The sequence below is a fragment of the Streptomyces sp. CNQ085 genome, assembly GCF_022614595.1.
Lineage (GTDB): Bacteria > Actinomycetota > Actinomycetes > Streptomycetales > Streptomycetaceae > Streptomyces.
In genome coordinates this window covers 52,680-66,852 of the sequence record NZ_JAJFAU010000003.1, presented here as the reverse complement: position 1 = coordinate 66,852, position 14,173 = coordinate 52,680, and the positions used below count along the sequence as shown (strand labels likewise).

11 protein-coding genes are annotated in these 14,173 nt (G+C 71.5%); 3 read left to right on the top strand and 8 right to left on the bottom strand.

Features of this window, described 5'->3' with window-relative positions; translation table 11 throughout:
• Window positions 1-98: 98 nt before the first annotated feature.
• From LJ221_RS01530 to LJ221_RS01505, 6 genes are all read right to left on the bottom strand, one after another.
• On the bottom strand, window positions 99-1,544 hold the full coding sequence (locus tag LJ221_RS01530) for a glyceraldehyde-3-phosphate dehydrogenase (protein WP_241713009.1): 1,446 nt from the start codon (window positions 1,542-1,544) through the stop codon (window positions 99-101).
• A 134-nt stretch (window positions 1,545-1,678) separates the two neighbouring features.
• Window positions 1,679-4,444, bottom strand: coding sequence for a DUF5682 family protein (locus tag LJ221_RS01525; RefSeq protein WP_241713047.1), 2,766 nt, complete (start codon window positions 4,442-4,444; stop codon window positions 1,679-1,681).
• A 74-nt stretch (window positions 4,445-4,518) separates the two neighbouring features.
• Entirely contained in the window at window positions 4,519-5,631 is a 1,113-nt protein-coding gene (locus tag LJ221_RS01520) for an AAA family ATPase (RefSeq protein ID WP_241713007.1), read from the bottom strand.
• A 12-nt stretch (window positions 5,632-5,643) separates the two neighbouring features.
• Window positions 5,644-7,080, bottom strand: coding sequence for a VWA domain-containing protein (locus LJ221_RS01515; RefSeq protein WP_241713005.1), 1,437 nt, complete (start codon window positions 7,078-7,080; stop codon window positions 5,644-5,646).
• The gene (locus tag LJ221_RS01510) at window positions 7,077-8,495 is read right to left on the bottom strand and encodes a hypothetical protein (protein ID WP_241713045.1); all 1,419 of its coding nucleotides are present in this window, start codon (window positions 8,493-8,495) and stop codon (window positions 7,077-7,079) included. The genes LJ221_RS01515 and LJ221_RS01510 overlap by 4 nt, the downstream gene beginning before the upstream one ends.
• Window positions 8,465-8,983, bottom strand: a complete 519-nt coding sequence (locus LJ221_RS01505; protein WP_241713043.1) for a hypothetical protein — start codon at window positions 8,981-8,983, stop codon at window positions 8,465-8,467. The genes LJ221_RS01510 and LJ221_RS01505 overlap by 31 nt, the downstream gene beginning before the upstream one ends.
• Window positions 8,984-9,608: 625 nt before the next feature.
• On the opposite strand from LJ221_RS01505, the gene LJ221_RS01500 reads away from it, so the two are divergent.
• Both LJ221_RS01500 and LJ221_RS23360 read left to right on the top strand, forming a co-directional pair.
• A complete protein-coding gene (locus LJ221_RS01500; protein ID WP_241713003.1) occupies window positions 9,609-9,812 on the top strand; it encodes a cold-shock protein in 204 nt (67 codons plus the stop codon).
• On the top strand, window positions 9,809-10,216 hold the full coding sequence (locus tag LJ221_RS23360; protein ID WP_302851931.1) for a hypothetical protein: 408 nt from the start codon (window positions 9,809-9,811) through the stop codon (window positions 10,214-10,216). The genes LJ221_RS01500 and LJ221_RS23360 overlap by 4 nt, the downstream gene beginning before the upstream one ends.
• A gap of 44 nt (window positions 10,217-10,260) precedes the next feature.
• On the opposite strand, the gene glgC is transcribed toward LJ221_RS23360, so the two are convergent.
• The gene (gene glgC, locus LJ221_RS01490) at window positions 10,261-11,481 is read right to left on the bottom strand and encodes a glucose-1-phosphate adenylyltransferase (RefSeq protein WP_241713001.1); all 1,221 of its coding nucleotides are present in this window, start codon (window positions 11,479-11,481) and stop codon (window positions 10,261-10,263) included.
• A 405-nt stretch (window positions 11,482-11,886) separates the two neighbouring features.
• On the opposite strand from glgC, the gene LJ221_RS01485 reads away from it, so the two are divergent.
• Window positions 11,887-12,885: a hypothetical protein gene (locus LJ221_RS01485; protein ID WP_241712999.1), complete on the top strand. Its 999-nt coding sequence runs from the start codon at window positions 11,887-11,889 to the stop codon at window positions 12,883-12,885.
• Window positions 12,886-12,922: 37 nt separating this feature from the next.
• On the opposite strand, the gene LJ221_RS01480 is transcribed toward LJ221_RS01485, so the two are convergent.
• The gene (locus LJ221_RS01480) at window positions 12,923-13,957 is read right to left on the bottom strand and encodes a sodium:calcium antiporter (RefSeq protein WP_241712997.1); all 1,035 of its coding nucleotides are present in this window, start codon (window positions 13,955-13,957) and stop codon (window positions 12,923-12,925) included.
• Between the last annotated feature and the right edge of the window lie 216 nt (window positions 13,958-14,173).

Here is a 14,173-nt window from a genome sequence, read left to right as displayed (position 1 = left end):
CCCCCCCCCCCCCCCCCCCCCCCCCCCCCTCCGCCGGGGGGCCTACCGCATCACCCCGTCTGACGGGCGGGCCGGTCACAGAGGCCGGAGCGACGGGGTCAGACCGCCGGGGCGGGATAGGTGGGGTACTCGACTCCGGAGACGTGCTGGACGATGCGAACGACCTGGCAGGAGTAGCCGAACTCGTTGTCGTACCACAGGTAGAGGATCGCGTTGTCGCCCTCGACCTTGGTGGCCCCGGCGTCGACGATCGAGGCGTTGCGCGAGCCGATGAAGTCGCTGGAGACCGCGTCGGGGGCGCTGATGAAGTCGATCTGGCGCTTGAGCGGCGAGGTGAGCGAAACGTTCCGGAGGTAGTCCAGGACTTCCTCGCGGGTCGTCTCGCGGGCGAGCTGCAGGTTGAGGATGGCGATCGAGACGTCCGGCACGGGGACGCGGATCGAACTGCCGGTGATCTTCGCCCTGAGGCCGGGCAGCGCCTTGGCGACGGCGGAGGCGGCACCGGTCTCGGTGATGACCATGTTGAGGGGCGCCGAGCGGCCGCGGCGGTCGGACTTGTGGTAATTGTCCAGCAGATTCTGGTCATTGGTGAACGAATGGACAGTCTCGACGTGGCCACGCAGGACGCCGTACTCGTCGGCCATCGCCTTCAGCGGCGGCACGATCGCGTTGGTGGTGCAGGACGCACAGGACAGGATCCGCTCGTCCGGCTTGATCGTCTCGTGGTTGACGCCGTGGACGATGTTGGGGACGTCACCTTTGCCCGGAGCGGTCAGGACGACCTTGTCGACACCGGGGCGCAGGTGCTTGGACAGCCCCTCGCGATCGCGCCACCTGCCGGTGTTGTCGATGAGGATGGCGTTCTTGATGCCGTACGCGGTGTAGTCCACCGCGGTCGGGTCGTCGGAGTAGATCACCTGGATCTCGTTGCCGTTGGCGATGATCTTGTCGTTCGTCCCGTCAACGGTGATCGTGCCCTGGAACTGGCCGTGAATGGAGTCGCGGCGCAGCAGGGAGGCACGCTTGACGAGGTCCGGGCCGGCAGCCCTGCGGACGACGATGGCGCGCAGCCGCAGGCCGTTGCCGGAGCCGGTCTTCTCGATGAGCAGACGAGCCAGAAGGCGGCCGATACGGCCGAAGCCGTAGAGGACCACATCACGCGGCTCGCGGCACTTGATCTTGTTCTCGCCCGTGGCGCCGGCGACGGCCTCGGCGGTGAACTCCTCCACCGACAGCCCACGGGCGTCGGCCCGGTGTGTCGCGGCGAGCATGCCGATATCGATCTGGGAGGGACCGAGGTCGAGCGTGGTCAGAGCCCGCAGGAACGGCAGTGTCTCGGTGACCGATAGTTCCTCGCCGGCGATCTGCCGGGCGAACCGGTGGGTCTTGAGGATGCTGACCACCGACTTGTTCACCAGGGAGCGGCTGTGGAGCAGGATCGTGACGTCCCGCTCCCGGTGCAGCTTCCCGATGATCGGGATCATCGACTCCGCGATCTCCTCGCGGTTCTTCCAGTTGGTGAACGAGTCCACGGTGGTAGTCACAGGTTCATCTTTCGAGCTAGGCGGTGCTCATATGTTAAGCACCCCCCTGTTTTGATCACTCACGCGGTACTGGCTAACCGGGGTGCGGCGGCAACGGCCGTGCCGCTCGCCGCTGACGCCGCACCCGGCCGACCTCACGAACTGGCCAGCAGCGCCTCCAGTGCCACCGCCGTCCGCGGGTGACGGCCGGCCAGCACCGCACCCGACGGGGCGGATCCCGCGCTCCGCCACGTGCCGTCGCAGCCCAGCAGACCGGCCACCGCGTCACATGCCGCGGGATGGGCGGCGAGCAGCGCCGCGCCGCGCCCGGCACCCGTGCGCCGTGCCGGACGTACGGCTTCCGGCTCCGCTCGCGCCCGCCACGGCGGCACCCATGCGTCCAGTGCCGCCAGCCGCCCGGGGAAGGTCCGTCCGGCCTCGCGGATCAGCAGCGGAGCCAGTTCGGCGCCCTCCGAGCGCAGGGTGATGATCAGGGTCGGCAGCCACGGCAGGAGCACGTGGTCCGGCAGTCGCGCGAACGCGTTGGACACGGCTTCCACGACGAAGTCGGCGAGACCGGGGACGGGCTCCAGGGCGTGCAGGAAACCACTGAGGTAGCGCGGGTAGGCGGGCACCACCATGGGGTTGCCGAGCATCTCGTCACACCTGGTCCGCAGTTCCGCGCGGGTCAGCTGACCAAGGTGCGTGCGGGCCGCCCACAGCAGCGCGGTCTTCGCCGGGTCCCGCGGACGGGACTGGGCCAGGGCCAGCTCCAGCTGTGTCCGGTCGCACCCCAGCGACAGCGCCAGGCTCTCCATCCCGAACAGGAAACCCAGCATCGCCGCCAGCTGGCGGACGCCCGCGTCGTCGTCGGTGAACGCCGTCGGCAGCAGGGTGCAGTAGTGCGCGTATCCCGCCTTGACGAAGGACTCGATCCACGGAGGCAGGACCGGTTCGCCGGTGCGGTAGTACGCCAGCAGCCGCCGCACCTGGCGCAGCACCTCCGGAGCTCCGTCCACGCCGCGCTCGGCCGACAGCACCTTCAGGGCGTGGGCCCCCAGTTCGCCGGCGAGGCGGTGGCCGCGCAGATACAGCACCGTGTCCTCGACCGCCCCGAGGACGGACGCCGCGGTGGCACGCGAGTCGTACGCCGTGCGGCGCAGACGCTGCTCCAGTACCTGCTCGACACTGACGCCCTCGTAGCCCAGCTCTATGAGCGCGCGCTGGTGAGTGCCCAGTGCCAGGTCCCAGGACTCCTGGATCGGGCGCTCCCCCAGCTTCCGCTCCCCCATGATCGGCCGTGCGGCGCCGTGCGGCATCAGGCGGCGCAGTATCCACAGCACGTCGGAGCACCTCTCCAGCTCCGGCCGGGCGGCTATGTCCAGCAGCGCTCTGCGCACACCGCGCTGCTGGAGTTTCATGTTCAGGGGGGCCAGCCGATCGTGGACGTCGCGGGCCAGGGGCGGCAGCGCGTCGTAGCCGACCCGGCCGACCCGGTCGCCGCCCATCATGATCTCCACGAGACGGCGCACGTCGCGTCGGCCGGGCACGGTGTCCTTCTCGATACAGGTGACGGCCGCGTCCCGGAAGTCGTACGGCGTCGGCCTGGCCCGGTCGCGCATCCCGGCCAGCAGGATCGATGTCTCGAACACCGCGATGGCGTCGGCGGTGGATGCCGGATAGCCGCTTCGGCGCGCGGCGCGCACGATCTCCACCGACCAGCCCAGCAGTTCCGCCTCGTCCAGCCCGTCCAGGACCGACGGCAGGCTGAGGAAGCCGGTCAGCCTGTCCGAGGGCGGGGCCTGCTCCGCGGGAACCACCGCCGCGGCTTTCCGGGGCCTCGGCCTCCTCGTCCCCGCCTGTCCCGCGAGGCGGTACGGCTCCACCCGGGTGCGCCTGAGGTTCTTCGCCCAGAGTGTCGCGGCGATCGACACCGAGCCCGCGGCGAGGCCGAACTGCGCCTCGATCGCCGCGTGGCTGGAGGGGATCAGGCCGTACCGCCATCTGGTGGCGGTACGCGGACCGATCTCGAAGGTGTCCTCGCCCAGAACGCCGAACTCGGCCACGCGGCTGGCCGCGTGGAAGGCGCCGCAGACGTAGAGGCAGTCCGCGGGGTCGGTACCGGTCTCCTGAAGGTGCCGGCGCATCCTGGTCCACATGTGGCGCTCGCGGTCCTCGTCCACGCGCATCCGGCGGGGATCGCCGGGTGCCAGGCGCCTGAAGAGGCTGCCGATCAGGAACATGACCTGACGGTAGGTGTCGTGGTCGCTTTCCCCGAGCGGCAGTTCGACATACTGGTGCCACCACTCCGACCAGTGCCGCACCCGGCCGTGGCGCAGCAGGTGCTCCTCCAGTTCGGCGAACCGGGGCCGCAGGTCGCCCATCTCCACGCCGACCGCGTCACCGTGCAGCGCGGCCTCCTCCTCGGCCGGCGCCTCGGTACCGGAGCCGGGCCCGGTGACGTGCGCCCCGCGCGCCTCCCACTGGAAGACGTGGTCGCTGGAGCGGTCGACGAGGACCAGTTCGACGCCCGGCGTCTCCAGCGCGTACGCGATCGCCTGGTACTCGGCGGACGCCTCGGTGATCGGCGCGACCACCGACAGCGGCGACCACTGCGCGGGGAAACCGTCGACCTCGGCCGCGAACGCCTGGAGCGCCACGGGCAGCCGGCAGTTGCGCAGCTCGGTCAGCAGCGGCGCCATGTCCTCGCACAGCTCCAGGTACACCACCTTCGGCCGCTTCTCGCGCAGGCGGCGTGCCATCGCGGTCGCCGAGGCGGGTGAGTGGTGGCATACGGGGAAGACCTCCAGCGGCTCGTGTGTCGCACGGTCGACATCGTCGACGATGCCCAGCAGGATGTCCTCGAGGGCGTCCGGCCCTCCGGCGAACGTCGTGGCCGCTTCCCGCAACTGTGTGCGCAGCGCGGTGAAGGTGGTCCCGTCCGCCGGGGTCGCCTCCGCTGCGGTTGCGTCCGGGGCTCCCCCGCTCGCGGCCCTCACGACAGGGTGGCGATCGTGTCGCGGCCGCCCTCGAGGAACTCCGGCCAGAAGCCGCCCTCCTCCCTGCCGCGCGGCTCCACGACACCGTGCAGATACTTGTTGAGGATGGCCAGGTCCTCCGGCTCGCGCCGGGCCAGCGATCCGACCAGCGAGGAGGCCAGGGTACGGGCGGTCAGGGCGCGTTCGCCGAAGAAGTTGCCGTGCAGGATCGCATCCTCGAGCACGCCGATCTGCTCGGCGGTGGACAGCGCGGACTCCAGCCTCTCGTCGTCGCTGCCGGCCGCCGCCGAGGCGGCTCGCAGGTCCGCGAAACTCCGCAGCAGCACGTCCAGCAGCGTCGGCGGCACGTCCAGCTCTATCCGGTGACGGCGCAGCAGTTCACCGGTGCGGAAGCGGACGATCTCCGACTCGCTCCTCTTGTTCGTCACCACCGGGATGCGGACGAAGTTGAAGCGGCGCTTGAGCGCGGAGGACAGGTCGTTGACACCCCGGTCGCGGCTGTTGGCGGTGGCGATGACCGAGAAGCCGGGCTTGGCGAAAACGATGCCCTCGTCGTTCAGTTCGGGGACCGAGACGTACTTCTCCGACAGGATCGAGATGAGCGCGTCCTGGACGTCACTGGTGGCGCGGGTGAGCTCCTCGAAGCGGCCGATCGCGCCGGTCTCCATCGCGGTCATGATCGGCGAGGGGATCATCGACTCGCGCGACTGGCCCTTGGCGATGACCATGGAAACGTTCCAGGAGTACTTGATGTGGTCCTCGGTGGTGCCGGCGGTGCCCTGGACCACCAGGGTGGAGTTGCGGCAGATCGCGGCGGACAGCAGCTCGGCCAGCCAGCTCTTGCCGGTGCCCGGGTCGCCTATGAGCAGCAGACCGCGGTCGGAGGCGAGCGTGACGATGGACCGCTCGACGAGACCGCGGTCGCCGAACCACTTCTGCGGGATCTCCCTGTCCAGGCCGTCGGAGCGCTCGGAGCCGAGGATGAACAGGCGGACCATCTTCGGCGACAGGCGCCAGGAGAACGGCTTGGGGTTGTCGTCGACGGACTCCAGCCACTCGAGTTCCTCGGCGTACTTGAGCTCGGCGGGGGCGCGCAGCAGGTCGGACATGTGAGGGCCTTTCTAGGCGAGGAAGGTCTTGAGTTCGTGGACGAGCTTGCGGATGTGGCCGGAGAGCACCGGTGCGCCCAGGTCCTTGAAGCGCTCACGGAACCACGGGTTGACGCTGCCGCGCCCGGAGCTGGTCACTGATCCGACCGGGATGAACCTGGCTCCCGAGCGGTGGACGGCGGCCATGGACTCGAACAACTGCTCGTGCCGCCATTCGTAGAAGTCGGAGATCCACACCACGACGGTGTTGCGGGGCTCGGCGATCTTCGGCCGGGCCAGTTCCATCGCGACCGTGCCGTCGGTGCCGCCCCCGAGACTGGTACGCAGCAGGGTCTCGAAGGGGTCGTGGACCCAGGGTGTGAGATCGAGTGCCCGGGTGTCGTAGGCGATCAGATGGACATCCACCTTCGGCAGCCCGGCGAAGATCGACGCGAGGATGGTGCAGTTGACCATCGAGTCGACCATGGAGCCCGACTGGTCCACGACCACGACCAGCCGCTGGGGCGTGGTCCTGCGGGCGGTGTGCCGGTAGTAGAGGCGGTCGACGTACAGCCGCTCCTCCTCCGGGTCCCAGTTGGTGAGGTTCTTCCAGATCGTGCGGTCGAGATCGAGGTTGCGGAAGACCCTCTTGGGCGGGACCGATCGGTCCAGGGCCCCGGCCGCCGCCTTCTCGACCTGGGTGCGCAGCACTTCGGCGACCTCGTCGACGAAGCGGCGGATGAGAGCCCTGGCATTGGCCAGCGCCACGCCCGAGAGGTTGTCCTTGTCCCGCAGCAGCTGCTCGATCAGCGACATGCTGGGGGTCAGCCGCGCGGCCAGCTCCGGATCCGCCAGGACCTCGCGCAGGTGCATGCGCCTGACCAGGTCGGCCTCGATGGCGCCGAGTTCCGGGCCGATCTCCGGGATCAGCAGGCCGAGGTCGAGGACCGCGTCCGGGCCGCCGGTACCGGTCGGGCCGGACGCCGCACCGGGGCGGCCGCCGCGCAGCTCACCCGGCTCACAGCCGAGCGCGCGCTCCAGCCGGACCGCATCGGACTGCCAGCGCGCCAACTGCCCGGCGGTGACCGTGCCGGACCCGGGGGCGAAGACACCCAGCAGCACCTTCGCGGCCAGTGCCGCGCGCCGTACCTCGGCGGCCCGGTCGCGTGCGTCACCGTCGGCGCCGGGACCGGGCGTCATCAGGCCGTCGAACTCGGTGGCCAGGTCCGGGTGGCGCTGCACGATCGAGTCGACGGAGGCACTCGGGTCCAGCAGTACGGGCGGCAGGCCGGCGTCCTCGACGACGGCGAGGCTCGCCGACTCCAGCGCGGGCTGCTCCTCGTGATCGAAGAGGCGGGCAAGGAGCCGCCAGTACAGGACCTGGCGGCGGTTGCCGTGAAGGTCCGCCCCACCGTCCGGCCCGGGTGCGTGTCCGGCCCCGGCGGTGTGCTCGGCGGTGTGCTCGTTCATTTGCGCAGCAGCCTTCCGGCCCGCTCCCGCAGCACCGCCACGGCGGCGGTCGCGGCCTTCTCCGCTCTGACACCGGCCTTGTCGGCCGTGCCGCCGGCCCATCCCCCCGCGTGGAGCGTGACGTTCCTCTTCCGCGCGGTCGTCTCGACGGCCAGGGGCTGGATTCGGTATGTCCCGGCGTCCCAGCGCAGGAGCCCGATACACGCTCCGGACGCCGCCACGGCCTCGGGGGTGAGGGGGCCGGCGGCCGGGATCCTGTCGGTGTCGACGGCCAGGGGGTGCCGGGCGACGATGAACGTCAGCACCCCGTCCTCCTCCTGGGCGGTGTAGCCCTCCAGGAGGACGGGGACGGCGATACGCGCCGGATGACGGTCCAGCGGCGCGGTCGCCGGGTCGGCCGCGGCGGGCAGGGCGACGCGGGCGGTGGCGAAGGCATCGGCGGGCTCCCCCGAACGGGCGCACCCGTCCTCCCAGAGGAGGTCGCCCTCGGCGGTGACCGGCATGTCGGCCAGGTGCATCGAACGGCCCTCCCCGACGGCCGCCAGGAGTGACGTGTGGGGGCGCAGCAGCTGCCACAAACCGGCCCCCACGACCGTGTCGGGCTTGGGCACCGACACCGCGGCCCGCACCAGACGGGAGGCGGAGCCGTCCGCGGGCTCGAACACGGCGTGGACCTGCGCCTGCACGGCGGTGGCGTGCTCGTGCACGTCGACGCCGAGCGGCAGGAGGCGTCCGGTGACGGTGGCGGCCGCGGGTACGTCCGCCGCGCCCGGCAGTGTCAGCAGCATCGCGCGCGACCACAGGTCGGCCCAGCGCCTCACCGGGACGCGCTCCAGCGTCGCGCCGGGGCAGGACGCGGCGAGTTCGGCGGCGAAGCCGTCCAGGAGAGCGGCCAACCGGCGCAGGGACGGATCCGGAAGCATCGCGGAGACGACCTGTGCGGACGCGGAGACCATGTCGTGGTCGATGCCCTGCCATCCGGCGCGCGCCAGATCGACCAGCCATGAGCGGGCGGCGGCGAGCAGGTTCACCGCCTTCTGTCCCCCGGGTGTGAAGACCGTCTCATCGGAGCGGGCCCGGCCGGTCGCCTCCTGCAGGCGGGCCGCCAGCACGTCGTGGACGGATCCGAGCAGTGCGGTGCGGGCGGCGGCGAGGGCGGTGAGGTGCTCCTCGCCGGCGGAGGCGGCCGCGGTCTTCTCCGCCGCCTCCGCGACCCTGGCGGCCAGAGGGGTCCCCGCGACCGCCTCGGCGAGCCCGGCCAGAGCCGCGGCCTGGCCGGGCTGGGGCCGGAGCAGACCCGCGACAAGGGCCTGGTCGAAGGCGTCGACCGCCGTCAGGACTTCGTCGAGTCCGTCGACGGGCTCGGTGAGCGGATCGGCGCGCATCACGCCACCTCCCTGGTCGGCGGGAACCAGTGCATCTCCGGCAGCGGCGCGGTGGTCGGGGCGAGTTCCAGATAGGCCAGGTGACGCAGGAACCGGCTGAAGACGGGCGCTGCGGCCCCGGTGTCGCCCCGCGGCGGGCTTGCGCAGGCCATGGCGGTGGTGACGGCCGACGCGTCCGGCTCCTCCTGCACGGTCTCGACCCGCAGGTAGCGGGAGACACGTTCGGCGCCGTACTGCAGTACCGCCTCGTTGACCAGGGCCCGGATGTGGTTGCAGAACGAATCCCGTGCGCCGCCGCACGGCCGGTTGTTGTTGGTGCTGCAGGCGAACGCGTAGTCACCCGCGGCGACTGACGAGACGTAGACCCGGCCGACGTCCGAGCCGCTGGACACCACTCCCTGCAGGCGTCCGTCGGCCAGTTCGACGAACGGCACCTTGGCGAGCTTGCGTGGCCGTGCGGGTGGTACCACCCGTGCCGTGCTCGACCTCTCCCAATCCGACAACGCACCGTCTCCCATGCTCCAGGGGCCTTCCACGCCACAGCGGCGGGACATGGCCGGAACCATAGGTGCGGTCACTGACAACGCCGTTGCCGCCCTCGCCGGAGGCTCGTCCGCCTGCCCCGGTGACCGGGGCAGGCGGACGAGCCTCCGGCGGTGTGCCGCCCGGTTCGGCGTGGGCGGCCGGGCTCGGGGCGCCCACTCCGAGGAGGGTGGCGGCCCGGCCAACAGGGCGGCCAGTGCTCTCGTTCTTCTTGCCGCGGCTCCGGAAGGGAACGGAAGACGCGCGGGTTTCCGTTGAGCCATGAGAGTGTTCCCATAGCTCTCACTCTGTTCACGTCCCGTCAAGATGGCGCACACAGCCCGGCCCCCGGGCCGGACGGAAGGGCGGCGACCGGCCGTGGACGCCACGCGCGGCCGACCGGGCGGGCCCGTACGGCCCATCGGGGCACACCCGGCCGTGTCGGTAGCGGCCGCCGACCGTGCGGTGTAGCGTCGTGAACAGCAGTCGTGGTTCCGAAGTCTCGTACGCCCGTGGTCACGATCACGGGCGTTCTCGCTGTTCAGCTCATCTCCGGACCAGGGCGATCACCTCCCGGGCCCACAGATCGGGTCCGGTCCCCTCGAGGAGAAGGAGACGGTCATGGCCAAGGGCACCGTGAAGTGGTTCAACAGTGAGAAGGGCTTCGGCTTCATCGAGCAGGAGAGCGGCGGCCCCGATGTCTTCGCCCACTACTCCAACATCGCGGCCCAGGGCTACCGCGAGCTGCACGAGGGGCAGAAGGTCGAGTTCGACGTCACCCAGGGCCAGAAGGGCCCGCAGGCGGAGAACATCCGCCCCGCCTGACCCAGTCGCACCTCCACGGGCCCGGCACCCCCCCCCCCGGCCCGTTCCCGGGCGGCCGCCCGTACGGGAGATGCGGCGCTCCGGCGGGCCCTGCCGCGGCGCGCGGCAGGGACTACACCCTCCGGGCGAGACCGGCTCACCGTCACCGCCGCCGCGCTCACCCGGCTGAGCGGACCACGGGCCCACGGCACCAACGCCGGCCCCGTGAATGTACTTCCTACAAGGAGTTCGACCGCGCGTTCGCGCCCCGCTACGCGAACGGCACCACCGTCCTGACGCCCGGCTTCTTCGCCGAGGTCAGGGACGGTGCCCGGGTGACGCTCACCTTCCACTACCGGAGCGGGGCGAGAGTGACCTACCACGTCACCAGGTCCGGGACCTCGGTCGTCGGCACCGCTTCCTGACCGTCGTCGTCCGGCCCCGGGCGCGAGCCCGGACGACGCGCGTCTCACAGGACCCGCTGCCCCTTGCCCAGCGCCACCACACCGCTCTCCGAGACGGAGTACAGCTCCCGGTCGCTCCGCTCGTTGACCCCGACCGCGGCGCCGGGCGGCACCTCTGTGTGCTTGTCCAGGATCGCGCCCCTGACGATCGCGCCGCGCCCCACGCGCACGTTGTCGTGCAGGACGCAGTCCTGCACGACCGCTCCCTCCTCGACCACCACACCGGGCGAGAGGACCGACCTGGTCACCTGGCCGCGGACCAGGCAGCCCGCGCTGACGATGGACTCCCCCGCGATGCCCCCGGCGTTGAAGCGTGCGGGCGACAGCTGGGAGGAGTGGGTGTAGACCGGCCAGTCGCGGTTGTACAGGTTGAAGGCCGGCCGTTCGGCGATCAGGTCCATATGGGCGTCGTAGTAAGCGTCGAGAGTACCCACGTCACGCCAGTACCCCTGGTCCCGGGCGGTCTCGCCGGGCACGTGGTTGGTGTTGAAGTCGTACAGTTGCGCCTCGCCGCTCTCGGTGAGGAGGGGCAGGATGGAGCCGCCCATGTCGTGCGCGGAATCCTCGTCCTCGGCGTCCTTGAAGAGGGATTCCACCAGCGCCCTGGTGGTGAATACGTAGTTGCCCATGGAGGCGAGGACGGAGTCGGGGTCGTCCGCCAGGCCGGGCGGTTCGGTGGGCTTCTCCAGGAAACCCTCGACCGTCCGGCCGTCCGGGCCGGGCTTGATGACGCCGAAGGCCGAGGACTCCGCGCGCGGCACGCGGATGCCGGCTACGGTGACCCCGGCGCCTCCTTCGATGTGCTGCCGCAGCATCTGCCGCGGGTCCATGCGGTAGACGTGGTCGGCGCCGAAGACCGCGATGTGGTCGGGGCGCTCGTCCTGGACCAGGTTCAGCGACTGCAGGATGGCGTCGGCGCTGCCCAGGTACCAGTGAGGGCCGAGGCGCTGCTGGGCGGGCACGGGCGTGACGTAGTTGCCCAGCAGGCTCGACATCCGCCAGGTGGTGGTGATGTGCCGGTCCAGCGAGTGCGACTTGTACTGGGTCAGGACACAGATCCGCAGGATGTCGCCGTTGACCAGGTTGGACAGCACGAAGTCGACCAGGCGGTACGTCCCGCCGAAGACGACCGCGGGCTTGGCCCGGTCGGCCGTGAGCGGCATCAGCCGCTTGCCCGCTCCGCCGGCCAGCACGATTCCCAGTACCGAAGGTCCGCCGCGTCGCATCGCAGCTCCTCTCTCGCCTCCGCTCCGGCCGCGTGCACCCGGGCCGGCAAGCCGCTTCGGTCGCGGGCAGGGGGCTCGAGCACGGGCGCCCGCACCGCCGCGGACGCCCGGCGGAGACTCCACGGCGGTCAGGACCGCCCTCATATACGGTCCCGTCCCTCGAACGTCCGGTTCCAGGGTCGCCCACCCGGCGCGGTTGCGAAAGTCGATCTCCCGAGCGCCGGCAGCCCCGCTCTCGCGGAGGTCCGCGGTCACGGGCGGCTGGGAGCCGCGTGCCGGATCCGCCCGCTCCACCTCGCGGGCCGGAAGGCCAGGAGGGCATGCCGGCCGGGCCGGGTCCGGTGTCGGTACGGCGTGGCATTCTGGCACCGGATCGATCACGGCCCACAGGAGCGGGAGCACGGCATGATCTTTCGCCGTACCGAAGAGCACATCGCCGTCCGCTGCGGCACCTGTCCCGGCATGCCTCTCCTCCCCACACCCTGCGACATCGACACCGCGAAGTGCCTGCGCTGTCAGGACAGGAACCGCCCTCTGCCCGTTCCCCATCCCGAGGACCACCTGTGCGACGTGTGCCGCCGCGAGTGCCCCGGATGCGGCGCCCCCTCCGCCCAGGGCGGCCGGTGCCGGACCTGCCGCGGCCTGTGCCGCACCTGCCACGCCCCGCTCCCCGCACGCACCGGGGGCGGCACGGTCCGCGAGGAACCCCGGCCGCGGAATCCGGGCGAGCGGGCCTCGCGGCGGGAACGGGTCCACTTTCCCCGGACCTGGCTGGACGGCCAGTGCGAAACCTGCCGGAACGCCCCGGGTTCCGGTGACCCGGTCCGCGCCGTTCTCGCAGCGCTGCCCGACAAGGTCGTCCGCGCCTGCGGAGGTACCGCCCCTCCCACCGTCATCGACACCATCCGCGCCGAGCTGCGCCACCACACCACCGCCCAGCTCGTCGCCCGTGTCGAGCGCCGCTGGTGGGGAGGCTGGTCCTCCCGCCCCCTGAGCAGGGAGGCCGACGAGCGCAGGGACGGCTACCGGCCCGACCACGTCGCCGTATGGCTGCTGACCCCCGGCGACTGCCCGGCGCGCTGCGACGACGGCTGGACTCCTGGCGATCCCGACTCGCCCTGCCCCCTGTGCGGCAGTGGCCGCCCTCCCCGCCCGCGTCCCGCCGCCGGGCACGAGGGCGGGGACCGGGAGGTGCCCGTCCCCACACCCGCGGACCGCACGCCGGCCGAAGCCGTGGCCCACCGGCCCATGCCCGAGTGCGAGGGGCGCAACGGCACCTGCGGCGTTCCCGTCGCCGCCCCGTACACCATGTGCCCGTCCTGCCTGGACTGGCCCCGGTGCGCGTGCGGCCGCCGCTACGACCCGCAGTGGGCCACCGCGTGCACCGCCTGCGCGGCGGGCTGACGCTCCGGTGGATTTCGGCCACCACCGGGCCGCCCGGTCAGAAGGCGAGGGCGGCCACGCTTCCCAGATAGACGGTGAGCAGCACGATGCCGTCGAATCCGAGCCGCAGCCAGCCCCGCTTCTGCCGCACCAGCATGCCGCCCAGCAGCACGGTGGTCATCAGCAGGGCGGCGCCGGTAAGGAAGAGCTGGTCGGAGCCGGCGGCGTGGTAGAGGGAGCCGCCGCGGAAGAAGACATCGCCGACGGCCAGGTTGAGCACGTCCAGGCAATTGCCGCCCACGATGGCCGCTATCGCCAGGGTCACCGCCCCGCGCCGTACCGCCGCCACCGCCGCCACCGTCTCCGGCAGCGCGTTGACCCCGCCCATCAGGACCGCGCCGACGAAGCCCGCGTTCATCCCGGTCACCTCCAGCAGGCTCTCGGCCGCCCGCGCCACGGCCCAGCCGCCCAGGGCGACCAGGATCGCGACCGCCAGGAACTCCCCCCACAGGCCGCGGCTGCCCCGTCCGGCGAAACGCTCCTCGTCGGGCGTGTCGGGGACGGTCTCGCGAGTGCGGACCGCCCGCCACATCGGCTCCTCCTGGTCACGGATCAGCCGGATCCCGCCCCAGTAGAAGGCCGCCAGTACCAGCGAGGCCGGGTGCACTCCCAGCACCGTGGCCTCGGGGCCGAAGGAGGCCATCAGCGCCAGCCCGAGCAGGGCTATGAGCAGGCAGCCGAACAGCACGTTGGGCAGGGAGGCCGCGGCGTGCTCCAGATTGACCCGCCGGTAGGAGGCGTCGGCGACCACGACCGCCAGGGTCTGTGCCGCGATGCCGCCCACCGCGTTGCCGTACGCCAGGGTGGGCTGGCCGTCCGCCGCGCTGACCGCCGTCATCACGATGCCTGACAGGGAGGTGATCAGCCCGAAGAAGACCGCGCCGAACAGCGCCTCGCCCCAGCCCGTCCGATCGGCGAGGGCGTCGCCCAGCCCCGCGAGCCTGACACTGCACACCACGGTGACGGCCGCGGCCACCAGGAAGATCGTGATGCTCCAGCCCAGGCTCCACGATCCGGTCCAGGCTGCGAGCATCTTCGCTCTCCTCGTCATGTGCGTCGGGGTCCTCTGCCGCATGCCCAGACCACCGGCGAACAGACCACCGGAAATGGCCGAATACGACGGTGACGCCCGCGCCCTCTTCACCGGCTCCCGCCCGGCCCTGCCCGCTTCCGGGAACGGCACCGCCGGTGGAAGAACGGCACAAGGAAGGGAAGTGACACCCTTTCAGGAGGTCTTTTTCAGCCTTTC

Bases quoted from the DNA above. Each gene is read 5' to 3' on its own strand.
- LJ221_RS01515 (WP_241713005.1), bottom strand. From the start codon at position 7,080: ATGAACGAGCACACCGCCGAGCACACCGCCGGGGCCGGACACGCACCC.
- LJ221_RS01505 (WP_241713043.1), bottom strand. From the start codon at position 8,983: ATGGGAGACGGTGCGTTGTCGGATTGGGAGAGGTCGAGCACGGCACGG.
- LJ221_RS01520 (WP_241713007.1), bottom strand. From the start codon at position 5,631: ATGTCCGACCTGCTGCGCGCCCCCGCCGAGCTCAAGTACGCCGAGGAA.
- LJ221_RS01500 (WP_241713003.1), top strand. From the start codon at position 9,609: ATGGCCAAGGGCACCGTGAAGTGGTTCAACAGTGAGAAGGGCTTCGGC.
- LJ221_RS01480 (WP_241712997.1), bottom strand. From the start codon at position 13,957: ATGCTCGCAGCCTGGACCGGATCGTGGAGCCTGGGCTGGAGCATCACG.
- glgC (WP_241713001.1), bottom strand. From the start codon at position 11,481: ATGCGACGCGGCGGACCTTCGGTACTGGGAATCGTGCTGGCCGGCGGA.
- LJ221_RS01485 (WP_241712999.1), top strand. From the start codon at position 11,887: ATGATCTTTCGCCGTACCGAAGAGCACATCGCCGTCCGCTGCGGCACC.